Origin of the sequence: Curtobacterium sp. MCSS17_011 (assembly GCF_003224275.1) — a bacterium.
Lineage (GTDB): Bacteria > Actinomycetota > Actinomycetes > Actinomycetales > Microbacteriaceae > Curtobacterium.
In genome coordinates, this window is the sequence record NZ_QKLE01000024.1 from 1 (window position 1) to 25,797 (window position 25,797).

Here is a 25,797-nt window from a genome sequence, read left to right on the forward strand (position 1 = left end):
CCGCTCGGCCCTGCTCGCCGAGGGCCGGGTGCTCATCGCCAAGACGGTCATCGACGGCCGGCCGTGCAACAAGCTCACGCTGCTCAACCCCGAGACCACCGCGGACCAGATGCGCGCGTCGCTGGAGCACGTCGTCGCGACGGCCGCGCGCGTCCGAGCAACGACCACCGCCCCGGAAGGAGCGACCCGATGACCGCCGACCGCACCGCCGACCGCACCGCCGCCGGCGCCACCGCCGACCCCGCCGTGCGCGACGTCGTCGGCATCGGCATCGGCCCGTTCAACCTCGGCCTCGCCTGCCTGACCGACCCGATCGCCGACGTCGACGCGGTGTTCCTCGACGCCGCCGACGGCTTCGCCTGGCACCACGGCATGATGCTCGACGACGCCACGATCCAGGTGCCGTTCCTCGCCGACCTGGTGACGATGGCTGACCCGACCTCGCCCTTCTCGTTCCTCGCGTGGCTCAAGGAGACCGGGCGCCTCTACCCGTTCTACATCCGCGAGGACTTCCACCCCCTGCGCAGCGAGTACGACGCCTACTGCCGCTGGGCCGCCGACCGGCTCGACACCCTGCGGTGGGGCCGCCGGGTGACCGCCGTCGAGCACGACCCGGTCGCCGACACGTTCACGGTGCACGCCGAGACCGATCAGGGTCCCGAGACGTACCGCGCACACCACGTCGTCGTGGGCATCGGCACCGAGCCGTCCGTCCCCGCCCCGCTGCGCGGGATCGGCGGACCGGCCGTCCACTCCGCCGAGTTCCTGCCGAACCGCGACGCCCTCCGCGACGCCGGATCGATCGCCGTCGTCGGCAGCGGGCAGTCCGCCGCCGAGGTCTACCGCGAACTGCTCGAGGACATCCGGCAGGACGGCTACCGCCTCGACTGGATCACACGCTCGCCCCGGTTCTTCCCGATGGAGGACACCAAGCTCACCCTCGAGATGACGAGCCCGGAGTACACGGACCACTTCCACGGGCTGCCCGAGACCGTCCGTGACCGCCTGGGGCGGGAACAGCGCGGCCTGTACAAGGGCATCAGCGCCGACCTGGTCGACGACCTGTACGACCAGCTCTACCGGATCAGTGCGCGCGGCCCCGTCCCGACGACGCTCCGGACCGAGACGAGCGTCGTCGACGCCGCCTGGCTCGCCGAACGCGGCACGTACCGGCTGACGCTCCGCCACGAGCAGCTCGACCAGACGTACGAGCACGAGGTCGAGCAGCTGGTGCTGGCCACCGGGTACACCCCGAGGGTCCCGCGGTTCCTCGACCCGGTCGAGCACCTCGTCGCCCGCGACTCCCGTGGTCGCCTGGCGGTCGCCCGCGACCACCACGTCGACACCCTGGGCGGACGCATCTGGGTGCAGAACGCCGAGGAGCACACGCACGGCCTGACCGCGCCCGACCTCGGCATGGGTGCGTGGCGGAACGCGTCGATCATCCGGTCCGTCACGGGTCGCCCCGTGTACGGCCTGGAGGCCCGGATCGCCTTCCAGGAGTTCGGCCTGCCCGCCTCGGGGCAGTCAAGAGCAGAGCCGTCCACCGCCCACCCCGGCGCCGCGGAGCGCGCGCCGGCCCGGCCCGCGACCGAGCGTGCGGAGGTCTCCGCATGAGCACGACCGTGACCACCACGGCGCCGGACGCGACCGCGCCTGTGGGAGCCGGGCCGGGCCTCCTGACCGTCGAACCCGTGGACCCGGAACGCGACGCCGCCGTCGTGCAGTCGTGGCTCGCCCACCCGGCGTCGTCGTGGTGGGAGATGGGTGACCTCGACGTGGACGGCGTCCGCACCTACCTGGCCGGCGTGCAGGCGGACCCCGCGCAGGCAGCGTGGCTCGGTCGGCGGAACGGCGAACCGTGCTTCCGGGCGGAGACCTACGACCCCTCCGCCGTCCTGCTCACCGACGTGTGGGCGGCCGAACCCGGCGACGTCGGCATGCACCTGCTCGTCGCGCCGGCACCCGCTGGCCCTCGTGTGCACGGCCTGACCAGCGCGGTGATGCGTACCGTCGTCGAGCACTGCCGGGACGCCCTCGGCGCGCGCCGGGTCGTCGTCGAACCGGACGTGCGGAACACCGCTGTGCAGGCGAAGAACGCCGAGGTCGGGTTCCGCGCGCTGCGACAGGTGGACGTCGACGGCAAGCGGGCCGTGCTGTCGGTGCTCGACACCGATCGCATCGGCGTCCCCGATGACGACGGGCCGGCCGCGCACCTGTGGCCCGCGCACCTGGAGCCCGCAGAACGGCACCTCGTCGCGAAGGCGATCGCGGAGTTCACCCACGAACGGCTGATCGCTCCCGTGCCGGACGGGGGCGGGTGGCGGCTCGACACGGGGGAGTCGACCTACCGGTTCCGGGCGCGGCAGCACCTGCTCGAGCACTGGTCGATGGACGAGGCCTCGCTGACGCGGACCTGGGCGGGGGTGTCGGCGCCGCTCAGCGCGCAGGAGCTCGTGCTCGAACTGCACGAGGTACTCGGGATCCCCGACGAGCTGCTCGGCACGTACCTGGAGGAGATCGCGTCGACGCTGGCGAGTGCCGCGGCCAAGCACCGGCGGGGTGGGCCGTCGGCGGCGCAGCTGGTGCGGGGGCGAGCGGGGGCTGCCGTCGAGGCTGCCGTCGCATCGTTCCAGGACGTCGAGTCCGCGATGACCGAGGGGCACCCGGCCTTCGTCGCCGCCAACGGGCGGATCGGGTTCGGGCTCGACGAGTACCGGGCGTTCGCGCCCGAGTCCGGCGGCCGGTTCCGGTACCGGTGGCTCGCCGCCCGACGCGAGCACACGCACCTGGCGCTCGCCGCCGACCGGACCGAGCATGCGCACTGGGAGTCGGAGCTGTCGGCGGCGGTCGTGGCCGGGTTCCGCGCCACCCTGGAGCGTCGCGGACTCGAGCCCGACGACTACGTGTGGCTGCCCGTGCACCCCTGGCAGTGGCAGCACCGGATCGCCGTGACCTTCGCACCTGACCTGGGCCGGCAGGACCTGGTCGACCTGGGCGAGGGGCCCGACGAGTACCAGCCGCAGCAGTCCATCCGCACCGCGTTCAACCGGACCGAGCCGTCACGCTCGTACGTGAAGACGGCGCTCGCCGTGCAGAACATGGGGTTCCTGCGGGGGATGTCGCCCGCCTACATGCGGAACACCCCGGCCGTGAACGACTGGGTCGAGTCGATCGTCGCCGCCGACCCCACGCTCGCCGCTGCCGGGTTCTCGGTGCTCCGGGAGCACGCCGCCATCGGCTACACGGGGGACGCTTACCACCGAGTCGACGTGTCGTCGCCGCAGCGCAAGATGCTCGCGGCCCTGTGGCGGGAGAGTCCCATCCCGCAGCTGGCCGAAGGCGAACGCCTGCTCACCATGGCGGCGCTGCTGCACCGGGACGCCTCGGGGAGCGCCGTGGTCTCAGCGCTGATCGAGGCCTCTGGTCTGCCCGCCGACGTCTGGGTCCGACGCTGGCTCGACGCATACCTGCTGCCGGTCGTGCACTGCCTGACCGTGCACGACCTGGTGTTCATGCCGCACGGCGAGAACCTGGTGCTCGTCGTGCGCGACGGCGTCGTGGTCCGTGCCGTGATGAAGGACATCGGTGAAGAGGCCGCGGTGCTCGGCCGGCACGATGACCGCCCGGTGCCCGCCGACATCGACCGGATCGTGCACCCGGTGTCCGACGACGAAGCCGCGCTCGCCGTGTTCACCGACGTGTTCGACGGGGTGCTGCGGTTCGTCGCCGCGATCCTCGACGACGACGGGGTGCTGCCGGAGGCCCGCTTCTGGCAGGTCGTGGGGGAGTGCATCGACGCCCACGCCGCCGCGCACCCGGGCCGCCGTCGTCCGCTGGACCTGCGGGTGCCGACGTTCGAGCACTCGTGCCTGAACCGCTTGCAGCTGCGGAACACCCTGTCGATGGTCGACCTGGCGGACCAGTCGGCGTCGCTCATCCGGGCGGGGGCGATGGCGAACCCGATCGGGCGGTAGGGGCGGGGGCCGTGAGCGAGACTGGTCCGATGGAGACCGGTGCTGGCGGCACGCTGCGTCCTCGCTCGAGCGTCGCAACGCGCCGAACGCGTCGCGGGCATCGGATGGGTGCTCGGCGTCCTGGGGTTCATCGTCGGGGTCTCCGGCATCGATCGCATCCCCACGGTCGATCCCGACGTTGGACCGTGGGTCGTGACCCTTGCGGTGATCGGCCTCGTGGTGATCGGGTACCTCGCCGCCTACTGGATCACCCGGAACCCACGGGCGGAACGGTCCGCCGCCGTCGACGCCGCAGCAGAGCGCATGCTCCTGGCGACACGCGCCGGAGGGTTCCCGGAGCTCGATCCGAAGAGCGTCCGGCGCGCGTTGCGCGAGGACGACAACGGGCCCGCGCCGTGGTTCGATCCCAAACTCGGGCCGCACTCGTGGCCGGTGTGGCGGATCGGTACCGTGGACCCAGCGGAGAGCCACTTCGTGATCGCGGAGCGATCGAACGATGCTCGAACGCTCACGGTCCGAGTCGAACCCGCTCAGCCGGCGTGGTGGTCCAGGGACTGAACGCCGACCGTCGGCCTCAGGGCTGGAGGCGTGTGGCCGTCCAGGCGCCCTCGGCGAGTGCGTACTGCAGTCGTCGGTGCATCCGGTCACGGCTACCGTGCCAGAACTCCACGATGTCGGGCTCGAGCCGCCAGGCAACCCATCGTGCAGGTCGCGGGACGTCGTCGCCGGAGTCGTCGAGCAGGTCGTTCGCGTCGTCGATCAGGTCCTGCAGGGTGCGGGGCTCGAGCACGGCGGACTGGTCGGCGATGGCCGTCGCGGCGCGTGACTTCGGGGAGCGGTCCGCGAACAGGGCGTCCGACTCGGCATCCGACAGCCGGACGACGTGACCCTCGAACCGGAGCTGCTGCATCGTCTCGCGCCAGTACGCCTGCAGCGCTGCGTGCGGGTTCTCGGCGAGCTGCCGGCCCTTCGGGCTGTCCTCCGACGTCCCGAAGACCAGTCCGTTGGTCTCAATCCGCTTCACGTCGACGGTGCGAGCAGACACGCGGCCGTCGGCACCGGCCGTGGCGAGGGTCATCGAGAGCGGCTCGGAGACCTCCCGGTCCTTCGCTGCGGACAGCCACTCGCGAGCGAGGTCGAGCGGAGACGCTGGCGGGCTGTCGAACTCGGGCAGGTGCAGGGAGTCGTCACCGGAGAGCGGGGCAGAGGACATGTACCCACCCAACCGTGCGCGGGGGCTCGGTGTTCAGGGAGTCACGGCCGGTCGTCGCCGGCACCCGGTCAGGCGTCGGGGAACTTCGCTTCGACGAACGCGCGTTGCGCCTGCACGGTGCCGAGGTGTTCGTCGGCCGGGGCGAACACGTCGACGAGGTCCTTGAACCGAGGCCGACGACCGCGGCGGAGTCGGTACGCCCGCCTGCCACCGCCCTGGTCTCGCGCCATCCCACTCGGCCACACGTCGACGCGGGCCCCCTGCACACCCAGGAGCCAGCCCTCGTCGTCGAGCGCTTCGCGCACCAGGCTCAGCGCCTCGAAGGCGTCGTACGCCGTGGCCGTGTGCTCTGCGCCCAGCAGCAACACGGTCACGGTGTAGCGCACATGATGATCGGGGTTCGTCAGGTCCATCTCGACGATCACGGTCGCCGGCGCGCTCGTGCCGTTCCTGTGAGCGGTTCGTTCGTAGGTCGTCATGTCACGCACCGAGCCGCAGCGAGGCCACGGCGCGCACACCGTCTTCCGTCCCGAGCACCCACAAACCGAGATCGACAACTTGTCTCCAGCCTGCGCGTCGTCGGCGCTCGAATGTGGAGGGCGTCAAGCGCTCACCTCGGCGGCCAGGAGATGACGGGCGGCATTGCGCCAGATTCGCGGAACTTCGTCGAGGTCCTCGACGACCGTTATCTCCGGGTGTGGCCTCCGCCCCAGCGCCGTGGTCGCCCGCACCCGCCACTCGGCAGGATCGCGGTCGATCACCAGGTTCAGCGTTGGACGGGAAGCAGACTCGAACAACCGCCAGGCAGACTGCGGTCGTGCCGTGTCGCGGACGATCTCGGCCCAGATCCCCTGGATCGCCGTGATCGGCAGTGCATGAACTGCGCGGGTCGGGATCGGCAGGAGCCCGTGATGACGAATGGGTTTGTCCACGACTGGGAGCCCCTCGAAGCGATCAGTTGCTGCGTCGACTTGGACGATGTACCGACCCCTGGTCTCATCGTCGATGAGCGATTGACGGCTCACCTGCCGAGTGGACGTGCCCCGCCCAGCGGGCCGATCGCCTGCGATCGAGTAGGCGAACTCCACCATGACGCCCCGGTCGTACGGTTCGGTGACGCGCTCGCCGCTTGAGTCCACTGCGAGGTGGAGCGTGTCGGGGACAGCTACCGCGGGGATACGTTCCAAGATCAGTGATCCGTGTAGAACGGGCTTGTATCGCTTTGCATCCACTCCGTGAAACTGTCGCGATCGTTCGTGAAGACGGCATCGACCGTGAAGGGGGTTCCGAGAGACCGGGCTGTTCGCCCGATGGCATCGACGACCGAGGTGCGGGTGTCGGGACTGTCGGGATCGACGTCGACACCGATGACGAGACCGGGGGCCTGGTCGTCGACAGCAGCCCATGCGCGACGCGCGGATCGCACCGGCCCAAGTCGTCGGAACTCAGCCGCGACCGCTTCCAGGAACGCCGTTGGCTCCTCTGCGGGGTGGCCGATCCGGATGCGCGTCCCCGCGGTGAGTCTCGTGGAACCGTGCGCTGCCTGTCGGAGCGTCTCCGCGTACACGGGCAGTCCCAGGTCGCCGCCGGGATTCACCGCGAAACCGACGTGTTCCGGAATCATCTCGAGGAGGCTCGACGCTGGTACCTCGGCAAGCTCACCGGTGGCCGACGCCGAGTCAGCCTGATCGGGTGATGTGAACACCGTGACGTAGGCGCGGTTGTCGATCGACGTGATGTACAGTGCGCGCCCACCGTCTGGCGCGACATTCGACGGCACGAACACGGCCGACGCGAGCAGCTGATCGAGGAACGAATCGATACCGGTCTCGTTGCGGCTCGCGGCGAGCAGTACCTGCTCCAGCTCGTTCGAGGGGAAGGTCACGGTGTTCCTTTGTTCAGTCGCGGACCACGGGCAGGGTCGCCGGACGGTTCAGCGCATCATTCCACGGCAGACCGAGCCGTTGTGCTGCCGCCGCCTGGTCGCCGAACGCGTTGCGTGGCAGGTAGACCTGCTCCTTGCCGCCCGGAGTCTGCTGGAACGCGTTCCCGTACAGGGTCTTGTCGGTGTCCGGGCTCCACGACATCGATGACTGGGGCGCCGCGGGGCCCTCGTAGACACGGGTCCCCACTGGCATGTCGGCCTGCAGGTACTGGTCGGCTTGCGGGAGCGGAGTGTTGACGCCGGGCGTCGTGGGGTCGGCGTGCCATTCGGGCCGCAGAGCGAACTCCTGCTGCGTCGCGAACGGTCCGCTCGGCTCCGTCTTCCCCCAGAACTCTCCGATCGGGTACTTGGAGTCGCCGTTCACACTTCGGTAGAGCGTGCTCTCACGATTGGTGACGAGCACCTCGTTGTACGTGCCCGACCGGAAGGTGTGTGCAGTGTCCGCGACTTCACCACTCAGTGGGCCACGTTCGACGGGGGTCCACCGGTGGATGATGATGTTCCCCTGATCGGTGAACTGCCCTCCGCGGAGCCGGTGAATGGTGGAGCGGGCTGCGATGTACGCGTCCTGAACCCGATCGGATCGTTTCGCTGCGAGAGCGACGCCGTCGATCTTCTGCCCGAAGCGGTACGCGGCACGGCTTGCTGCCGAAGTGGTCGCGCGGGCCGCGCCTCCGGCGAGTGAACGCACCACGCGGACGGCGCCGAGCGAACCGATCGCGTTCGTCGACTTCGCGATCGCGGTCGCGGCTCGCGTTCCCTTGAGCGCCGCGGCGACTGCCCCGCCTGCGGGGACGCAGTCGAGCAGGGAGAACGCGAGGTCCCACCCGTCGGCTTCGCCCTTGCTCATCTTGTACAACGTGTCCGCCAACACCACGAGCGCGATCGCCGCGATGACCAACGTCCACGGCCCCGGGATGATCATCGCGATGATCCCACCCACCGCGACGACGACCTTCGCCACCGACACGATGGTCTCCCACGCCTCGGACCCGAAGATCTTGTCCCACGTGGACTGCTTCCCGAGGCCCGCGTCCGCAGCTTCACCGATCTTCGTCGCGGTCCGCTGCTCCGCGTCCTGCCAGTCACCCTTCGCATCCGCCACGAGCCGCTTCGCCGCATCGATCCGCGACTGCGCCGCCGAGATGTCCCCCTGCGCCGACGACACGGAGCCCTGCGCGACGGAAGCGTTGTCGGACGCTGCCCGCAACTGCGCCGGCGAGGGAACATCCACCCCGTCCGGCACGTCGGAACCCGCCGGGTACTCGTCCGCGACCTTCGACAGGTCCTTCGACGCCGACTCGTAGTGCGACAACGTCGACTGCGCATCCGCCAACCGGTCCTGCGCCGCGGCGAGGTCCCCGGTGGCGTCCTTCGCATCCGCCAACGCACCATCAGCCCGGTACTGGGTGTCATCGACCGAGTCAGCCCACCCCGACAACGCCGTCGCCGCGAGCTCGTACGAATCGACGAGCTTGGTCAGGTCCGACGGTGTGTCCTCGATCGCGTCGACGAACACATCAGCGGCTTCACCCTCCCAGTCGGTCAGCCACCCGGAGCCCTTCACCGACTTCAGCCGGGTCGAGGCGTCATCGGCCGCGTCGGAGATGCGCTGGTACTCCCGCGCCATCATCCGCAACGTCGACGGATCACCCTTGACCGGATCATCACTCTGATCGACAACATCCCACCCCGACGGCCGCCCCATGACTACTGCGCCCTCGAGGCAGCGGGGCCGCCGCCGCCGTTCTCGTCGTTGACCTGCAGGGCCTGTGCCAGCTGCTCGTCGGTCTCGGTGTAGGTCTCGATGGACGAGCTCAGCATGTCCGCCAACGCCTTCGTCGACTCGCTGATCTTGTCCCGCTTGTCGCCCCAGCGGTCGTCGAAGTCGTGCAGAGCGTTCTGCACCGTCCCCGAACCGATCTCGTCGTCGGACGCGTCGACACGCTTGTGCGCCTGCTCGAGCGTGCTGTGCACGGTCGTCAGGTCGTTCTGGAGCTCCCCGAGCCCCATTAGGTCAACCAGCAGTTTGCCTGCCACGGAACAATCCCTCCCCGATCACGAACCGGCGCCGTCAGGACGGCGCCACAGGAACCGCGACGACCCCGTGCCCCACGCGATCGCGGGGCACGGGGTCGACGACGGTGTCAGCCCTTGAGGCCGGATGCCAGCGACTCGTCCGTCTCGGACAGGGTCTGCGAGGCCTTGGAGAGGAACGTGGAGAGGCCTTCGAGCCCCTGGACCGTCTGGGTCACGCCACGGTTGAACTCGTCGTAGGACTCGCCGAACGCGACCGACGACTTGTCGGTGACGTAGCCGTCCGAGATGAGCTGCTGGATCTTGCGCTGCAGCGCCGACAGACGGTCTTCGATGTCTGCCTGGCCCGCCTTGAGGTCGGAGGCTGCTGCCTCGAGGTCTGCGTACGAGACGTTGATGTTCGCCACGGTGTGACTCCCTTTCCCCGGAGTTTCGTTTGTCCCCCCAACGGGGCGTGTTGCAGGGGACACTACCATCGTCCTGCGACACGAAGTCAACGCTACGGGGGAATGCCATGACCTTCACGTTCACGATGGTCGACCGCGAGAGCGGCCAGACCGCGAACGTCTACGTGGACGGCGACGACTCCCGGGCGGTGCGCGAGCTGGTGGCCGAGGCCGAGCGCCTCATCGCCACGGACGTCGTCGCCTCCGGCCGGACCCCGGTGTACTTCGTCGGGGAGCAGCCGCTCGACCTCTCGGCATCGGTCGCCGCGTCGGGCGTCCGCGAGGGCGTGGTGGTGCGCCGGAGCCTCGAGCAGGTGCCGCCGCCGCCGCTCCGTCCCCTGACCGACGCCGAGGTCCGGATCGTCTCCGGGCTGCACGCGGGGACGATCGTGCGGGTGAGCACCGGCACGGTGACGATCGGCACGGCACCGTCCGCGCACGTGCGGGTGCCGGTGAGCACCACGGACGAGGTCGAGGCAGAGGCGTCGGGGTCCGACACGGTGCCGGAGATCGCCCTGCTCGTCACGGTGACCGCCGACGGCGCGAAGGTGCGCCCGGCGAACGGCTTCTCCGGCGCGCTGCTGGACGGCGAGCCGGTCACCGAGGAGACCGACTGGCCCGAGACGGCACAGCTCGCGGTCGGCGGGGTCCTGCTCGGCTTCGGCCGTGCCGCGAACCGCGGTGCCCACCTGTCCCTGGCGGACGACGGCATGTCGCTCGAGTACAACCGGCCGCCGCGCATCCTGCCGCCGGACGAGCACACCCGCTACCAGCTGCCCCCGCCGCCGACCGAGCCGCCGGCCCGTGCACTGCCCATCCTGATGGCGCTGGCGCCGATGGGCATGGCGGTCATGTTCGTGTCGACCACCGGGCGCTGGATCTACCTGCTCATCGCCCTGCTGTCGCCGATCCTGATGATCATCACGGGCCTCCAGGGCCGCCGGCAGGGCAAGAAGACGTACCGGCAACGCGTCGTGGAGTACGAGGACACCAAGGCGCGGATCGAGGCGGACGCGACCGAGAGCCTCCAGTCCGAACGTGCACGCTGGATCGCGAGCGCGCCGGACCCCGCCGCCGTCTACGAGACGGCGGTCACGCCGCTGCCGCGCCTGTGGGAGCGACGCCGGACGGATCCGGACCACCTGCTGGTCCGCGTCGGCACGGCGACGCAGCGCTCCGAGGTCACCATCGAGGACCCGGAGCAGCTGTCCCACAAGCGGACCGTGGCGTGGGACGCGACGGACGTGCCGGTGCGCATCCGCCTGGCCGAGCGCGGCGTGATCGGCATCGCCGGTCCGGACGACGACGCCCGACGACTCGCGAACTGGGTGGTCGCGCAGCTCGCGACGCTGCAGAGCCCGAAGGACGTCACCTTCACGCTGCTCACCGACACCACACGCACGTCGCTGTGGGAGTGGATGTCCTGGCTGCCGCACGTCCGCCGTGACGGTGCGGACCAGCCGATGACCAGCATCGCCTCGAACGCCGCGTCGACCGCGCGGGCGATCGCCGAGCTCGCGGCGATCATCGACGCCCGCAAGGAAGCCGGGATCGGCAAGAAGACCCCGCCGGCCGACGAGATCGTCGTCGTGATGGACGGCGCGCGCCGGCTCCGCGCGATGCCCTCGCTCGTGCAGGTGCTCAAGGAGGGGCCGTCGGTCGGGGTGTTCAGCATCTGCCTCGACCTGGACGAGCGGCTCCTGCCCGAGGAGTGCGACGCCGTGGTGGTCGTCCGCGACGACCGGGTGCGGGTCACCCAGCAGCGCAGTGAGCGCATCGACGACGCACGCCCCGACCTGGTCGACCAGGACTGGCTCGAGTGGGTCGCCCGGTCACTGTCGCCGATCGTCGACGCCAGCCCGGACGTGCAGGACGGCGCCATCCCGTCGTCCGCCCGGCTGCTCGACGTGCTCCAGCTCGAACCGCCGACGTCCGAGGCCGTGCAGGCACGCTGGCTGCTCGGCGGCCGCAGCACCACCGCCGTGCTGGGGGCGTCGATCGACGGGCCGTTCGCGATCGACCTGCGGAACGACGGCCCGCACGGCCTGGTCGCCGGGACCACCGGTTCCGGCAAGTCGGAGCTGCTGCAGACGATCGTGGCGTCCCTCGCCGTGGCGAACCGGCCGGACGAGATGAACTTCGTGCTCGTCGACTACAAGGGCGGCGCGGCCTTCAAGGACTGCGTCGACCTGCCGCACACGGTCGGCATGGTCACCGACCTCGACACGCACCAGGTCGAGCGCGCGCTCGAGTCGCTCGGCGCCGAGCTGCGCACCCGCGAGCACGCCCTCGCCGAGGTCGGTGCGAAGGACCTGGAGGACTACCAAGACCTGCAGGCCAAGCGCGCGGCGAACGGGGACACGATCCCGAGCCTGCCGCGGCTGCTCATCGTCATCGACGAGTTCGCCTCGCTCGCCCGCGAGCTGCCCGACTTCGTCAAGGGCCTGGTGAACATCGCCCAGCGCGGTCGGTCGCTCGGCATCCACCTGATCCTCGCAACGCAGCGACCGGGCGGTGTCGTGTCGCCCGAGATCCGCGCGAACACGAACCTCCGGATCGCGCTGCGCGTCACCGACCAGTCGGAGAGCCAGGACGTCATCGGCGCGAACGACGCCGCGCGGATCGCGAAGTCGACCCCGGGGCGCGCCTACGTGCGGCTCGGCGCTGCCTCGCTGCTGCCGTTCCAGTCCGGTCGTGTGGGTGGGCGCCGGCCCGGCTCGGACGACCAGGAGGCCCGGCCCGCCCTGGTCCGCGAGCTCACGTTCGCCTCGTACAGCGATCCAGCCCCCCGCCCGGCCGCCGTCGAGGCCGCGGCCAGCGACGTGGAGGTCACCGACCTGAGCGTCCTCGTCGCGTCGATCGACGACGCCACCCGCGCCCTCGGCACCCCCGAGCAGCGGAAGCCCTGGTTGCCGCCGCTCGGCGAGGTCGTCGGGCTCGACGACGTCGAGGCGACCGGCACCGGCGACCTGGCACCCCTGGCGGTCGCCTGGGGCGTCGAGGACCACCCGGGTGACCAGCGGCAGCGCCCGGCGGTGTTCGACCTCGACGCGGACGGCCACCTGTTCGTGATCGGCTCGCCGCGCTCGGGTCGCAGCCAGACGCTGCGCACGCTGGCCGGCGCAATGGCCCTCCGGCTCGGCGTCGGCGACGTCCACATGTACGGGATCGACTGCGGCAACGGTGCCCTGCTGGCCCTCGGTGCGCTGCCGCACTGCGGTGCCGTGGTGCAGCGGCACGAACCCGACCGGGTCTCGCGGCTGCTCGGCATCCTGCTCCGCACGGTGCAGGAGCGCCAGGCCGCCTTCGCCGCCGGTGGGTACTCGTCGATCGCCGAACAGCGGACCGACGCGGACACCGTGCCGATGCCGCACATCGTCGTGTTCCTCGACCAGTGGGAGAGCTTCATGGCGACCCTGGCGGACGCCGAGAACGGTGCGCTGCACGACGCCGTCCAGACCCTGCTGCGCGAGGGCGTCGGCGTCGGCGTGCACCTGGTCGTCTCCGGCGACCGCACCCTGACGTCCGGCCGGATGTCGAGCCAGGTGGAGCGGAAGCTGCTGCTCGCCCTGGCCGACCGCGGCGACTACAACTACGAGGGCATCAACGGCAAGAAGCTGCCGGAGTCGATCCCACCGGGGCGCGGGTTCCGCAACGCCACGGCGACGGAGACCCAGGTCGCCGTGCTGCCCGGCGGCCTCGGGGGCCGCGACCAGGCCGCCGCGCTGCGGGGCATCGGTGACGAGGTCAGTGCTCACGTGCCGGCCGACGCCCCGAAGCCGTTCCGCATCGACGTGCTCCCGCGCTCCATCACCTTCACGGACGCCGTGCGGTACCTGCCGTCCGCCGAGGCGTCGGTCGGCCGGGTCGCACTCGGTGTCGGCGGCGACGAGCTCCGGCTGTTCACGCACGACTTCGTGCAGGACACCCCGGTCTTCATCGTCGGTGGCAGCCCGCGCTCCGGCAAGAGCACCGCGCTCGTCGCCATGGCCCGTCACGTGCTGTCGGCGGGTGGGTCGGTCGTCGCGGTGACGCCGCGGGAGTCCCCGCTCCGAGCACTCGTCGGAGCACCGCGCGTCACGGTCGTGACCGACGGTGGCATCGGCGCCGAGGGGCTGTCCGCCGCGATCGACACCGGATCGGACGGCTTCACGCTCGTGCTGGTCGACGACGCCGAGGCCCTGAAGGAGTCGCCGGCCGAACCGGTGTTCCGGGCGATCATGGACTCCGACCGGGGTCGTTCGGTCGGGCTCGTCCTGGCCGGTGACGTCGAGGGTGTGGCGAGCGGGTTCCGCGGCTGGCAGGTCGACGCGAAGAAGGCCCGTCGGGGCATGTTGCTCGCGCCGCTCAGCACCGTCGACGGCGACCTGATCGGCACGAAGCTGTCGAAGAGCCTGGTCACCCAGGACCGCGTCGCGGGCCGGGCGCTGCTGAACGACGCCGACCAGGCGCTCCGACTCGTGCAGGTACCGGCGGGCGACTAGCGCCGGCCGCGGGGGGTGCAGCCCGGAGCCTGTGCACCCCGGAGCCGGCCCGGTCCGGGGCCTGCTCAGCCCAGCGGCGTCTCGCTGACGAGCCCGACGGCGGGTTCGGCGCGGAGTGTGTGCCCGCCGAACACCACGGTGTCGCCGGGCTGCACGGTCGTGCGCTGCGACGGCACGAGCATCGCCGCGGGGAACCCCGGACGCTGCAGCTCGACGCCGTTCGCCGACGCGGTGTCGAGCACCCAGAGCGAGCCCTCGGCGCCGAACCCGAACTCCAGGTGGGTGCGGCTGAGCAGCCGCGCCGGGTCCTCCAGGGCGATCATGTGGGCGAAGCCGCCGTCCGGGTGGGCGCTCGCGGGGTCACGGCCGATCAGTCCGCCACCCGACACGGTCACCCGCTGGCCGCCGTCGAGGACGAGCACGGCAGCCGCCGCCTGGCGGGCCGGCGCGGCGTCACGACGGGCGGTGGTGCCGCCGGACGACCCGAGCGGCCGGCCGGGCATCTGCGCCACGGTCGCCCGGACCCGGTCGGCACTCGCGCGCGGCGCCGGGGGCGGGGTGACGACGGAACGGGCGAGCTCGCCGCGCTGCGCCATCTGTGCGAGGTCACGCTCGCCGACCCGTTCGACGACGGGCTCGACGACCTTGCGCTTCTTCCGGAACGGCCAGAGGCGCATCAGGACGCCTCGCTGCCGACCGCGGCGGAGTCGATGAGCTCGAAGGTGTCGGTCACGGTCTCGAACAGTTCGTACAGGGGCTCGGCCAGGTCGGTCGCGGGCGAGGAGACGCTGACCAGGGCGACCTGGTCGCCGGCGGGCACGAACGTCTGCATGAGCACGACGTCGAACGACCCGCGGCCGTCCGGTGCCTGCACCGTCGAGACGCCCCAGACGCGCGGCACCCGGCCGACGCGGGGGACCTCGTGCACGTCGACGTGCATGCCGTCGTCGTCGCCGCCGAGTGCGGCGACGTGGTCGGTGAGCGCGGCGAGCGGGTCGCCGCCGGCCTCCGGCGCGGGCAGGACCGTCACGGTGAGGGCACCGGAGACGATGCCGTCCTCGCTCGGCTCGGCGAACGCGGCGCAGTACCGCGCACCGCTGTCCCACGCCGAGCGGGCGAACCGGCGGAGCACCCGGACGATCTCGGTGCGGTGGTCCCACAGTTCCCGGTGGTCCTCGATGCGTTCCTGCACGAGGGCGCTGATCCGGTCGTCGCGGCGTTCCGGTTCGACCGGGAGCTCGAACCAGGAGCGCGGGACCGTGATGGCGAAGTGGTCGACCGACATGCCCGCTACCGTACCGTGGCGTGTCGCCCAGCGGTCCGCCGCATCGCCCGCAGCAACAGCGGACCCGGCAGTCGCAGCAGGGCCCCCGGCACGAGCGCCCGCACCCCGGCCACCACCCGGACGGTGCGCCGGAAGCGCCGTTCCTCCCGCGGCCCCCACGCGAAGCCGTACGCGGCCCGCAGCCGCTCCGGCAGCATCCCCACGGTCACGATGCGGACGAGGGGCATCGCCGCCCGCACCCACAGCGGCGCGAACCGTGGGTGCAGCAGGTCACGGACGACCCCGCGGGCGTCGTCGGTGACCTCGAGCCCCTCCAGCGTCCGCTGCCAGTACCGGTCGAACGCCGCCACCGAGGTCGGCCAATGCTCCGGGGGCACCCGCAGCGCGGTCGCGATCGGGGCGTAGGCGGCGAGGACCTGCTCGGCGCGGGCCGCGGAGACGTGTGTGCCGAACAGGTCGTGCGCCCGGCGGGCGGAGTCGAACAGGGTCGCGGCCACCCAGAGCTGCCGGTCGACGTCGTCGGCGCCGGCGACGGGCCGGTGCGCACGGTTGACGAAGCCCGCTGCGGTCGCCGAGTCGGTCTCGGTGCCGATGACGACGGCGTAGACGAACATCAGGGTGTGGGCGAGCCGCTGCTGGGGTCGCCGGGCGAAGTCGGAGTGCCGCCGGACACCGGCCGCGACGACCGGGTCGGCGATCTGCAGCAGGATGGCGCGGCCGCCCGCGGCCACGGGCGTGCTGTCGGCGAGGAACCGACGCAGGTGACGGTCGTGCACGCGACCAGCAGGCGGACGGGAGGCACGGTGCGGGTCGTGTGTCGCGCCTCCAGGCCGTGGGGTGGTCACGCTGCACCCCGTCGACGTCGCGCCCGCAGGACGGGTCGCAGGTCCACGGCGATCGCGGCCAGGAGCGCGACCGCGCCGACGACCAGGGCGACCAGTGCGTACGAGGCGTCGACGGGCGCGTCACCGGTCAGGGCGAGGAGCGTCGCGACGAGCCAGATCGCGGGGAGCGGCCAGAGGCGGGTCGGTGATCCGGTGACGACCGCACCGGCGACGCCGACGACGAGGAGCGGGACCCAGCGACCACCGGGCTCCGAGCGGGCGGCGAGGTGGGCCGAGGCGGCGACCAGGAGCATCGCCGCCACCGCCAGCAGCCGCGCCGCCGAGGGCATGCTGCGGACGCCGGAGCGGATTCGTCGGAACACGGCCCGATGGTACCGAGCCGTGTTCCGGGGGAGCCTGATCAGCTCAGAGCGGCTTCGTGCCGAGGTCGTTGCCGAGGTCGGCGCGGTCCTCGTCCTGCTCGTTCTCGTGCTCCCACAGGTCGGGCGAGCCCTCGCGCGGGGATCCGCCGGTCGGACCGTCGTCCGAGCCGTCACCGGGCTGCGGCTCCACCGTCTCTCCGGCGACCGCGTCGTTCGTCACCGTCTCGAGGGACTCCTCGGCCTCGTCCACCTCGTACGGGCCGACGTGCTCGCGGTCGATGTCGTCGTCGCGGCGCTGCTGCGCGTCGAAGCCGTCGACGGGGCTGATGCCGGGGTCGCTCATGGTGGTTCCTTTCCGTTGCGGGCTTCCTGCCTACCCGTCGGCGCTTGGCGGCTGTCCGGTTTCGCGTCGTGTTCACCCGGGCGTCACCTGCCGGTCACACCGTCACGGCAGCATCGCCGATGCTCGGGGGAGTGGAGCGCGGTCGCCGACGGGTGGTCGAGCGACCGCGCCTTCCCCGCCCGGGTCGTCCGGACCGGTGCGCTTCGTCCGCGCTCCGTCCCTGATTCGTTCAGACGCGTTCGAGCAGGTCGCGTTGCTCGACATCGGCGAGTGCGAGGGTGCGGTAGCCGGCGGACTCGAAGAACACCGTGATGCGGTCCTCTTCCGTGCTCATCACCACGCCCGTGCCCCACTCGGCGTGCTCGACGCGCGCATCCGGCGGCCACGCTTCGTCGTTCGCACCGTCGGCGACGTGGGCGGAGGCCTCGCGGGCCGTGCCGGACGAGCAGGTGTCGCAGTTGCCGCAGGGCTCGGGCAGTTCGTCGCCGAAGTAGCCGAGCAGGAACTGCCGGCGGCACCCGGTCGTCTCGGCGAGCTGTCGCATCATGGCGATGCGGGACTCCTCGACCCGTTCCCGTTCGGCAGCACGGTCTGCGGTGGCACGTGCCGCACGGTCGGCGTCCTGCGGGCCGTCCGGCACCCGGGAGACACCGTCGACGTCGTCGCGAAGGGCGCCGGCGTCGAGCAGGGCGTTCAGTGCTCGACCGGCGGTGCGGGCCGACAGGCCAGAGGCCTCCACCAGTGCGGAGCGGGCGATCGAGCCGGTCGCCGGGACGGCGTCGAACACGGCCCGGACCGAGGCGGGCCGCGGCGAGCCGGACGCGAAGAACGTGCGCAGGCCGAAGTCCTCGGCGCGGTAGTGCAGGGTGGCGCCGGCCGGTTCGGCATCCCGCCCGGCCCGTCCGATCTCCTGGTAGTAGGCGTCGATCGACTCCGGGACGTCGGCGTGCACGACGTACCGGACGTCGGGCTTGTCGATGCCCATGCCGAACGCGCTCGTGGCCACCACCACGTCGACGTCGCCGTCCAGGAACCCGGTGTGGACGGCCTCGCGCTCCGCCACCCGCATGCCGGCGTGGTACGGCTGCGCGCGACGACCGCGGGCGGCGAGGGCGTCGGCGTACTCCGTGGTCGCCGCTCGGGTTGCGACGTAGACGACCGTGGGCCCGTCGAGCTCGGCGACCTGGTCGACCACGGCCTGTCGCTTCTCGGCGTCCTCGGCGTGCCGGACCACCTCGAGCCGGATGCCGGGACGGTCGAACCCCGAGGCGAGCACGAACGGGTCGCGCATGCCGAGCCGCTCGACGATGTCGTCCCGCACCGGAGCGGAGCCCGTCGCGGTCAGGGCGAGCACCGGCGGGCGGCCCAGGCGCTCCGCGACCTCGCCGAGCGCCAGGTAGTCCGGTCGGAAGTCGTGGCCCCAGGACGAGATGCAGTGCGCCTCGTCGACGGCGACCAGCGCGACCCCGGCGTCGCGGAGGCGCTCGAGCACGTCGTCCTTCACCAGCTGTTCGGGGGCCAGGAACACGTACCCGACCTCGCCCGCGGCGACGGCGTCCCACGCGTCGGCGACGTCCCGGGCCTTCTTGGTCGCGTTCAGGGCGACGGCGCGGGGGGCGTCGGGATGGTGCTCGAGCCCGACGACCTGGTCCTCCTGCAGCGCCACGAGTGGGGAGACGACCACGACGAGGCCGTCCAGCCCGAGGCCGGCGACCTGGTAGATCGCGGACTTCCCCGATCCGGTGGGCATGACCGCCAGGGCGTCGCGGCGCTCGAGCACGGCGTCGATGACGGACTCCTGGTCGGGGCGGAGCTTCCAGCCGAAGACCTCGGCGGCGCGGGTACGGAGTTCGGGGTGCACCGATCCACATTGCCGAGCGCGAGCTCGGGTCGGACCCAGCGGTGCGCGCAGCGGCTCATGCGGTTCCGGTGCCCGGTCCCGATCGGCCGGTACTCGGCTGTGCTCGACGTGCACCGGCCGTCCACCGAGCGGCGCTAGGCTGCGTGGCGGCCGTTGTCTCGACACCGAGCGACCCTCGATGTGGAGTGCGCGACCGGGAAACCGATGCCGATCGCACGAACCGTGCGGGAAGAAGAACAGCGTGGATCTTTTCGAGTATCAGGCCAGGGACCTCTTCGAGTCCTACGGCGTCCCCGTGTTGCAGGGGATCATCGCCGACACCCCCGAGCAGGCGAAGGCGGCGGCCGAGAAGATCGGCGGCGTCGTGGTCGTCAAGGCGCAGGTGAAGGTCGGCGGTCGCGGCAAGGCCGGCGGCGTGAAGGTCGCGAAGACCCCGGACGAGGCGTTCGAGCACGCGCAGGCCATCCTCGGCCTCGACATCAAGGGCCACACCGTCCAGCGCGTCATGGTCGCCCAGGGTGCCGACATCGCCGAGGAGTTCTACTTCTCCGTGCTGCTCGACCGGGCCAACCGCTCCTACCTCTCGCTCACCAGCGTCGAGGGCGGCATGGAGATCGAGCAGCTCGCCGTCGAGAAGCCCGAGGCGCTCGCCCGGGTCGAGGTCGACCCGCTGACGGGCATCGACAAGGCCGCCGCGCTCGAGATCGCCGGGCAGGCGAACTTCCCGGAGGCGCTCCGCGACCAGGTCGCCGACGTCTTCGTGAAGCTCTACGACGTCTACAAGGGCGAGGACGCGACCCTCGTCGAGGTGAACCCCCTCGTCCGCACCGGCGACGGCCAGATCCTGGCACTCGACGGCAAGGTCTCGCTCGACGAGAACGCCGACTTCCGGCACGAGGGCCACAAGGACCTCGAGGACACCGCCAGCGAGGACCCGCTCGAGGCCAAGGCGAAGGCCCACGGGCTGAACTACGTCAAGCTCGACGGCCAGGTCGGCGTCATCGGCAACGGCGCGGGGCTCGTCATGTCGACGCTCGACGTCGTCGCCTACGCCGGTGAGCGCCACGGCGGCGTGAAGCCCGCCAACTTCCTCGACATCGGTGGCGGCGCCTCGGCCGAGGTGATGGCCAACGGCCTCGACGTCATCCTCGGCGACCCGCAGGTGAAGAGCGTGTTCGTGAACGTCTTCGGTGGCATCACCGCCTGCGACGCCGTCGCGAACGGCATCGTCGCCGCGCTCGGCATCCTCGGCGACGCGGCCACCAAGCCGCTCGTCGTGCGCCTCGACGGCAACAACGTGGAAGAGGGTCGCCGGATCCTGGCGGAGGCAGCGCACCCGCTCGTCACCGTCGCCGCGACCATGGACGATGCGGCCGAGAAGGCCGCCGAACTCGCCGCCGCAGCGGCCTGAAGGGACTGACCATGTCGATCTTCCTCAACAAGGACTCCAAGGTCATCGTCCAGGGCATCACCGGCGGCGAGGGCACGAAGCACACCGCACTCATGCTCAAGGCCGGCACGAACGTCGTCGGCGGTGTCAACGCCCGCAAGGCCGGCACAACCGTCACCCACGGCGATGTGTCGCTGCCGGTCTTCGGCTCGGTGCGCGAGGCCATCGACACCACCGGTGCCGACGTCTCGATCGTCTTCGTCCCGCCGGCGTTCGCGAAGGACGCCGTGATGGAGGCCATCGACGCCGAGATCCCGCTCGTCGTCGTCATCACCGAGGGCATCCCCGTGCAGGACTCGGCCGAGTTCTGGGCGCACGCCAAGGCGAAGGGCGGCACGACCCGGATCATCGGGCCGAACTGCCCCGGCATCATCACCCCGGGGGAGTCCCTCGTCGGCATCACCCCGGCGACGATCACCGGCAAGGGCCCGATCGGGCTCGTCTCGAAGTCCGGCACCCTGACCTACCAGATGATGTACGAGCTCCGTGACCTGGGCTTCTCGACCGCCATCGGCATCGGCGGCGACCCGGTCATCGGCACCACGCACATCGACGCGCTCGCCGCGTTCGAGGCCGACCCCAGCACCTCGGCCATCGTGATGATCGGCGAGATCGGTGGCGACGCGGAAGAGCGCGCCGCCGAGTTCATCAAGGCGCACGTCACCAAGCCGGTCGTCGGCTACGTCGCGGGCTTCACCGCTCCCGAGGGCAAGACGATGGGCCACGCCGGCGCGATCGTGTCCGGTTCGGCCGGCACCGCCGAGGCGAAGAAGCAGGCACTCGAGGCCGCCGGCGTCAAGGTCGGCAAGACGCCGTCCGAGACCGCCGCGCTGCTGCGCGAGGTCGTCGCCGCTCGCTAGCGTTCGTCTTCCGCAAAACACCGGTGTTCGCCCGTTGAACCGCGTCCTGCGCGTGTTCGTCCGGCGAACACCGGTGTTTTGCGTCAGTAGCCGCGCGGCTCAGGGGCGGTCGCGCGAGGGGCACGTATCCTCGCTGCGATGAACCGCCTGGGAACCGCTCTGCTCGCCGCGATCGAGGCGGTCGTGACGGTCGGCGTCGGCATCGGGATCGCCCTCGTGCCCCTGACGCTGCTCTGGGGGTTCGAGTACGGCCTGCAGGTCGACTGGGACGTGTTCTGGAAGGCCACCGGCAGCGTGTGGCTCGTCGGTCACGGCGTCGACGTCTCGTTCCTGCTCGGGTCCGCACTCGCGAAGAGCACAGGGGTCAGCGGCGCCGCCGACCCCATCCACGTGACCCTGGCGGCCCTCGGGTTCGCGGTCGTGACGGCCTGGCTCGGCGCTCGTGCCGGACGCCGGTTCGCCGAGACCGAGCACCGCACCACCGGCCTGCTGGTCGGGACCGCCGTCGTCGCGCTCCTCGGCCTGGCCGTCGCCTTGTCGTCGACCTCGGCTGCCACCCGCCCCACGCTCTGGCAGGCCGTGCTGCTGCCGGCGCTCTGGTTCGGGATCCCCGCACTCGCCGTCTCCGAGGTCTGCCGTCGTCGCCGTGACATGCCCGCCGACGCCGGCACCCAGCGCGTCATCGACCTGGTCGACCGCATCCCCGCCGTCTGGCGGACCGTCGCCGGGTTCGGCCTGCGCGCCGGGACCGCCGCGACCGCCGTGGTCGTCAGCGTGGCCGCGGTGCTGGTCGGCCTGCTCCTCTTCACGTCCTTCGCCGAGGTCATCACCCTGTACGAGCAGTCGCACGCCGGGGTCATCGGCGGCGTCGCGCTCACCGTCGGGCAGCTCGCGTTCCTGCCGGACTTCGTCGGGTGGGCGACCTCGTGGTTGATCGGCCCGGGGTTCGCCATCGGCACCGGGTCGGGCGTGTCCCCGATCGCCACGACCCTGGGCCCGATCCCCGGTCTGCCGGTCTTCGGCGCCCTGCCGACCTCTGGTCACACCTTCGGGCTCGTCTGGATCCTGGTGCCGGTCATCGCCGGGTTCGCGATCGGCGGCTCGATGCGTCCGCGCTTGGTGCGGGCCCTGGGCACCGCCGACTCCGCGTTGCACCGTGCGTTCGGCGGCGTCGCGGCAGGACTCGTGGCCGGGGTGCTCACGGGGCTCATCGCCTGGGTGTCGTCCGGTTCGTTCGGCCCCGGGCGCCTGGCCGACGTCGGCCCGGACGCCCTGGCGGTCGGTGGGTTCGCCGCACTCGAGGTCGGCCTGCCGGCGATCATCGCCCTCGCCGCGGGCAGTGACCTCGTCCGGCTGCCGGAGGGCGGCTGGACGCGGGAGCGCTGGACCGAGGCCGACGAAGCCGACGAGGACGACGACACGGCGCGCGCCGGGGTCGGCGTCAGCGAGGGGTCCCTGCTCGCCGCACTCGACCAGGCCGGGGCCGGGCGCACCACCGACGTGCACCGTTTCGTGGTCGAGGAGTCCCACGACGGGTCGACCGCTGCACGACCCCGCGCGACGACCGAGCAGGTGACCGGGCCGATCGGGCCGATCGGCAGCGAGGTCGTCGGGGACGAGCCAGCCGGTGCGACGGCGGCGCAGCCCGCTCGCGCACTCGCCTCCGCGCCGACGCCCCCGCCCGTCGCCCCGCGCGACCACGACACCGACCGCGACGTCGAGCTCCCCGACTGGGCGAAGACCGATGCGGTGGCCGCCGACCGCCTGGCCGCCGAGCCCGAACCGGAGCGCCGCAGCACCGGACGAGCGGCCCTGGGCGGCCTCCGCGACCGCCTGGCCGGCGCGGCCGAGGGCGTCCGGGGACGAGCCGGTGCACTCCGCGACCGCGTGACCGGCTCCGACGCCGAGCCGGAGCGGCCCGCCCAGCAGCGGCCAGGCTCCGAGCGGCCCGCAGCCCCCGCACCCGCGTCCACACCCGCACCCGCACCCACCCCGGTGCCGACCGACGCCCAGCCCGCGTTCCCGTGGAGCACCGAGGAGTTCGTCGCCGGTCGCGACGACGTGGACGAGACGTCCGAGGCGGACCGCGTGGACGTCGCGCCGGACACCCGGGCGCCTGCTGCGAGGCCGGCGGAGCAGTCCCGCCCGGCGAAGTGGGACGTCACCGACCAGATCCCCGAGGACGAGCTGCCCTGGTGGCGGCAGCCCAAGGACGACCGGTAACAGCGCCCGTCGAGTGCGTGCCTGCCGGTAGGGTTGGTGCCGTGCTCGAACTGGTCGTCCTGATCTCCGGTACCGGGTCGAACCTCCGAGCCCTGCTCGAAGCGACCTTCGACGCCGAGTACCCCGCCCGTGTCGTCGCCATCGGTGCCGACCGTGACGCCGAGGGCCTCGGTCTCGGCGAGGAGTTCTCGATCCCGACCTTCACGGTGCCCTTCACCCGCTACGACTCCCGCGCCGAGTGGGGCCAGGCCCTGGCGGAGCAGATCCGCCCGTGGTCGCCCGACCTGCTCGTGCTCTCCGGCCTGATGCGCCTGCTGCCCCCGGCCGTGGTGTCCGAGTTCGCCCCGGGGATCATCAACACCCACCCGGCCCACCTGCCCGAGTTCCCCGGCGCCCACGGCGTGCGGGACGCCCTGGCCGCCGGGGTCACCGAGACCGGCGCGAGCGTCATCGCGGTCGACGACGGCGTCGACACGGGGCCGATCCTCGCGCAGGAGCGCATCCCGGTGCTGCCGGGCGACACCGAGTCGACGCTGCACGACCGCATCAAGCCGGTCGAGCGCCGCCTGCTCATCCAGACCATCCTCGACATCGCCAACGGCACCACCGACCTGAAGGGCACCCCGAGCGCATGAGCGTGCACGCAGCCGACCCCAGCCTCTACCGCGACCGTGACGTGGTCCCGGTCCGCCGTGCCCTCGTCTCGGTGAGCGACAAGTCCGGCCTGCTCGAGCTCGCCGGCGCCCTGGCCGACTCCGGGGTCGAGATCGTGTCGACCGGCTCCACCGCGCAGGCCATCCGTGACGCGGGCTACGCCGTCACCGACGTCGCGAGCGTCACCGGGTTCCCCGAGTCGCTCGACGGCCGGGTGAAGACCCTGCACCCGTCGGTGCACGCCGGCCTGCTCGCCGACCTGCGGCTCGAGTCGCACGAGCAGCAGCTCGCCGACCTCGACATCGCGCCGTTCGAGCTCGTCGTCGTGAACCTCTACCCGTTCGTCGAGACCGTGGCGTCGGGTGCCGACACCGCGACCGTGGTCGAGAACGTCGACATCGGCGGCCCCGCGATGGTCCGCGCCTCGGCGAAGAACCACCCGAACGTGGCGATCGTCGTGTCCCCGGCGTCCTACCCCGAGGTCGTCGAGGCCGTGCGGGCCGGCGGCACCACGCTCGAGCTCCGGAAGCGCCTCGCCGCCCAGGCCTTCGCCCACACCGCCGCCTACGACACCGCGGTGGCGTCCTACTTCGCGAGCGACGTCGTCACCGCCGCAGCAGCCCCGACCACGAGCGGCGACATCCGGACCCCGGGTGCGTTCGACGAGCACCTGTCGTTCGAGGCCGAGCTGTCCGCGACCCTGCGCTACGGCGAGAACGCCCACCAGGCCGCGGCGCTCTACACGACGTCGGACGGCACCGGCATCGCACAGGCGACGCAGCTGCACGGCAAGGAGATGTCGTACAACAACTACGTCGACGCCGACGCAGCGGTCCGTGCGGCCTTCGACTTCGACGAGCCCGCCGTCGCGATCATCAAGCATGCCAACCCGTGCGGCATCGCGATCGCCCCGGCCGAGTCCGCCGACCCGATCGCCTCGGCCCACGCCGCCGCGCACGCCTGCGACCCGCTCTCGGCGTTCGGCGGGGTCATCGCCGCGAACCGCCCGGTCACCGTGGCCATGGCCGAGACCGTGAAGGACATCTTCACCGAGGTCGTCGTCGCCCCGGGCTTCGACCCGGAGGCCCTCGAGATCCTGTCGCGCAAGAAGAACATCCGCCTGCTCACGCTGCCGGCCGACTTCGCGCTGGCCGACCGCGAGGTCAAGCAGATCTCCGGCGGGTTCCTGGTGCAGGACGCCGACCGCTTCACGGGCTTCGACCAGGCCACGTGGACCCTCGTCGCCGGCGAACCCGCCGACGAGCAGACCCTCACCGACCTGGCCTTCGCGTGGAAGGCGAGCCGCTCGGTGAAGTCGAACGCCATCCTGCTGGCGAACCGGGGCGCGAGCGTCGGCGTCGGCATGGGTCAGGTGAACCGGGTCGACTCCTGCCACCTCGCGGTGAACCGGGCGGGTGACCGGGCGACCGGCAGCGTCGCGGCGTCCGATGCCTTCTTCCCGTTCGCCGACGGCCTGCAGGTCCTGCTCGACGCCGGTGTCCGTGCGGTGGCGCAGCCCGGCGGCAGCGTCCGCGACGACGAGGTCATCGCCGCGGCGAAGGCGGCCGGCGTCACGATGTACTTCACGAGCGAGCGCCATTTCTTCCACTGATCTGAACAATCGGTGGCGAACCATTGCGCGCCGAGAGTCACTGTGAATAGTCTGTAAGGCTCCGCGGCAGGCAGCCGACGATCCCTCGGGACCGGCGGCACCGCGGACACAACGGTGACGAAGACGACGACTGGAGTGACGATGGACAACATGACCGGAACCGTGGCGACGGCCGCCCGTGCAGGTCTCGTGTCCGTCGT

The 25,797-nt window shown here is 71.7% G+C and carries 22 protein-coding genes and 1 pseudogene; 10 read left to right on the top strand and 13 right to left on the bottom strand.

From position 1 onward, the window contains the following. The 4 genes and pseudogenes from DEJ17_RS13890 to DEJ17_RS13905 form a co-directional block, all read left to right on the top strand. Window positions 1-193: pseudogene (locus tag DEJ17_RS13890) on the top strand (pyridoxal-dependent decarboxylase); the annotation flags it as partial. Continuing rightward, window positions 190-1,617 (top strand): lysine N(6)-hydroxylase/L-ornithine N(5)-oxygenase family protein, encoded by a 1,428-nt coding sequence (locus DEJ17_RS13895; RefSeq protein ID WP_110894796.1) that lies wholly within the window; start codon window positions 190-192, stop codon window positions 1,615-1,617. The pseudogene DEJ17_RS13890 and the gene DEJ17_RS13895, both read left to right, overlap by 4 nt. Next, window positions 1,614-3,977, top strand: coding sequence for a GNAT family N-acetyltransferase (locus DEJ17_RS13900; RefSeq protein ID WP_110894797.1), 2,364 nt, complete (start codon window positions 1,614-1,616; stop codon window positions 3,975-3,977). The genes DEJ17_RS13895 and DEJ17_RS13900 overlap by 4 nt, the downstream gene beginning before the upstream one ends. 39 nt (window positions 3,978-4,016) lie before the next feature. After that, on the top strand, window positions 4,017-4,535 hold the full coding sequence (locus DEJ17_RS13905) for a hypothetical protein (RefSeq protein ID WP_110894798.1): 519 nt from the start codon (window positions 4,017-4,019) through the stop codon (window positions 4,533-4,535). Between the two features lie 16 nt (window positions 4,536-4,551). On the opposite strand, the gene DEJ17_RS13910 is transcribed toward DEJ17_RS13905, so the two are convergent. The 7 genes from DEJ17_RS13910 to DEJ17_RS13940 all read right to left on the bottom strand — a co-directional run bounded on the left by DEJ17_RS13910 (window position 4,552) and on the right by DEJ17_RS13940 (window position 9,579). Further along, a complete protein-coding gene (locus DEJ17_RS13910; RefSeq protein WP_110894799.1) occupies window positions 4,552-5,190 on the bottom strand; it encodes a pyridoxal 5'-phosphate synthase in 639 nt (212 codons plus the stop codon). Window positions 5,191-5,258: 68 nt separating this feature from the next. Then, complete coding sequence (locus DEJ17_RS13915) at window positions 5,259-5,669, bottom strand: hypothetical protein (protein WP_146239726.1); 411 nt, start codon at window positions 5,667-5,669, stop codon at window positions 5,259-5,261. 123 nt (window positions 5,670-5,792) lie between these two features. After that, window positions 5,793-6,377 (bottom strand): hypothetical protein, encoded by a 585-nt coding sequence (locus DEJ17_RS13920; RefSeq protein WP_110894801.1) that lies wholly within the window; start codon window positions 6,375-6,377, stop codon window positions 5,793-5,795. Window positions 6,378-6,379: 2 nt separating this feature from the next. After that, the gene (locus DEJ17_RS13925) at window positions 6,380-7,075 is read right to left on the bottom strand and encodes an enhanced serine sensitivity protein SseB (protein WP_110894802.1); all 696 of its coding nucleotides are present in this window, start codon (window positions 7,073-7,075) and stop codon (window positions 6,380-6,382) included. A gap of 13 nt (window positions 7,076-7,088) precedes the next feature. After that, entirely contained in the window at window positions 7,089-8,843 is a 1,755-nt protein-coding gene (locus DEJ17_RS13930) for a putative T7SS-secreted protein (RefSeq protein WP_375342578.1), read from the bottom strand. A 2-nt stretch (window positions 8,844-8,845) separates the two neighbouring features. Continuing rightward, a complete protein-coding gene (locus DEJ17_RS13935; RefSeq protein WP_146239728.1) occupies window positions 8,846-9,175 on the bottom strand; it encodes a DUF6507 family protein in 330 nt (109 codons plus the stop codon). A gap of 107 nt (window positions 9,176-9,282) precedes the next feature. Further along, window positions 9,283-9,579, bottom strand: coding sequence for a WXG100 family type VII secretion target (locus tag DEJ17_RS13940; protein WP_071404660.1), 297 nt, complete (start codon window positions 9,577-9,579; stop codon window positions 9,283-9,285). 107 nt (window positions 9,580-9,686) lie between these two features. On the opposite strand from DEJ17_RS13940, the gene DEJ17_RS13945 reads away from it, so the two are divergent. Beyond that, a complete protein-coding gene (locus tag DEJ17_RS13945) occupies window positions 9,687-14,102 on the top strand; it encodes an FtsK/SpoIIIE domain-containing protein (protein ID WP_110894805.1) in 4,416 nt (1,471 codons plus the stop codon). A 65-nt stretch (window positions 14,103-14,167) separates the two neighbouring features. Here DEJ17_RS13945 and DEJ17_RS13950 read toward each other — a convergent pair whose 3' ends face one another. From DEJ17_RS13950 to DEJ17_RS13975, 6 genes are all read right to left on the bottom strand, one after another. After that, a complete protein-coding gene (locus tag DEJ17_RS13950; protein ID WP_110894806.1) occupies window positions 14,168-14,779 on the bottom strand; it encodes an FHA domain-containing protein in 612 nt (203 codons plus the stop codon). Then, the gene (locus DEJ17_RS13955; protein WP_071404663.1) at window positions 14,779-15,387 is read right to left on the bottom strand and encodes a hypothetical protein; all 609 of its coding nucleotides are present in this window, start codon (window positions 15,385-15,387) and stop codon (window positions 14,779-14,781) included. Before DEJ17_RS13955 ends, DEJ17_RS13950 begins: the two co-directional genes overlap by 1 nt. A gap of 5 nt (window positions 15,388-15,392) precedes the next feature. Further along, window positions 15,393-16,163 carry an oxygenase MpaB family protein gene (locus DEJ17_RS13960; RefSeq protein ID WP_181421211.1) on the bottom strand — a complete coding sequence of 257 codons (771 nt, stop codon included), beginning with the start codon at window positions 16,161-16,163 and terminating at the stop codon, window positions 15,393-15,395. 65 nt (window positions 16,164-16,228) lie between these two features. Further along, window positions 16,229-16,594 carry a hypothetical protein gene (locus tag DEJ17_RS13965; RefSeq protein ID WP_146239729.1) on the bottom strand — a complete coding sequence of 122 codons (366 nt, stop codon included), beginning with the start codon at window positions 16,592-16,594 and terminating at the stop codon, window positions 16,229-16,231. A 43-nt stretch (window positions 16,595-16,637) separates the two neighbouring features. Beyond that, window positions 16,638-16,937, bottom strand: coding sequence for a hypothetical protein (locus DEJ17_RS13970; protein WP_110894809.1), 300 nt, complete (start codon window positions 16,935-16,937; stop codon window positions 16,638-16,640). A gap of 229 nt (window positions 16,938-17,166) precedes the next feature. After that, on the bottom strand, window positions 17,167-18,798 hold the full coding sequence (locus DEJ17_RS13975) for a RecQ family ATP-dependent DNA helicase (RefSeq protein WP_110894810.1): 1,632 nt from the start codon (window positions 18,796-18,798) through the stop codon (window positions 17,167-17,169). A gap of 241 nt (window positions 18,799-19,039) precedes the next feature. Between DEJ17_RS13975 and sucC the strand changes: the two genes are divergently transcribed. From sucC to purH, 5 genes are all read left to right on the top strand, one after another. Beyond that, entirely contained in the window at window positions 19,040-20,209 is a 1,170-nt protein-coding gene (sucC, locus tag DEJ17_RS13980; RefSeq protein WP_110894811.1) for an ADP-forming succinate--CoA ligase subunit beta, read from the top strand. An 11-nt stretch (window positions 20,210-20,220) separates the two neighbouring features. Continuing rightward, a complete protein-coding gene (sucD, locus tag DEJ17_RS13985; protein ID WP_110894812.1) occupies window positions 20,221-21,108 on the top strand; it encodes a succinate--CoA ligase subunit alpha in 888 nt (295 codons plus the stop codon). Between the two features lie 138 nt (window positions 21,109-21,246). Beyond that, window positions 21,247-23,331 carry a DUF6350 family protein gene (locus tag DEJ17_RS13990; protein ID WP_110894813.1) on the top strand — a complete coding sequence of 695 codons (2,085 nt, stop codon included), beginning with the start codon at window positions 21,247-21,249 and terminating at the stop codon, window positions 23,329-23,331. Between the two features lie 41 nt (window positions 23,332-23,372). Beyond that, on the top strand, window positions 23,373-23,966 hold the full coding sequence (gene purN, locus DEJ17_RS13995; protein WP_110894814.1) for a phosphoribosylglycinamide formyltransferase: 594 nt from the start codon (window positions 23,373-23,375) through the stop codon (window positions 23,964-23,966). Beyond that, window positions 23,963-25,597, top strand: coding sequence for a bifunctional phosphoribosylaminoimidazolecarboxamide formyltransferase/IMP cyclohydrolase (gene purH, locus DEJ17_RS14000; RefSeq protein WP_110894815.1), 1,635 nt, complete (start codon window positions 23,963-23,965; stop codon window positions 25,595-25,597). The genes purN and purH overlap by 4 nt, the downstream gene beginning before the upstream one ends. The last annotated feature ends 200 nt before the right edge of the window (window positions 25,598-25,797 follow it).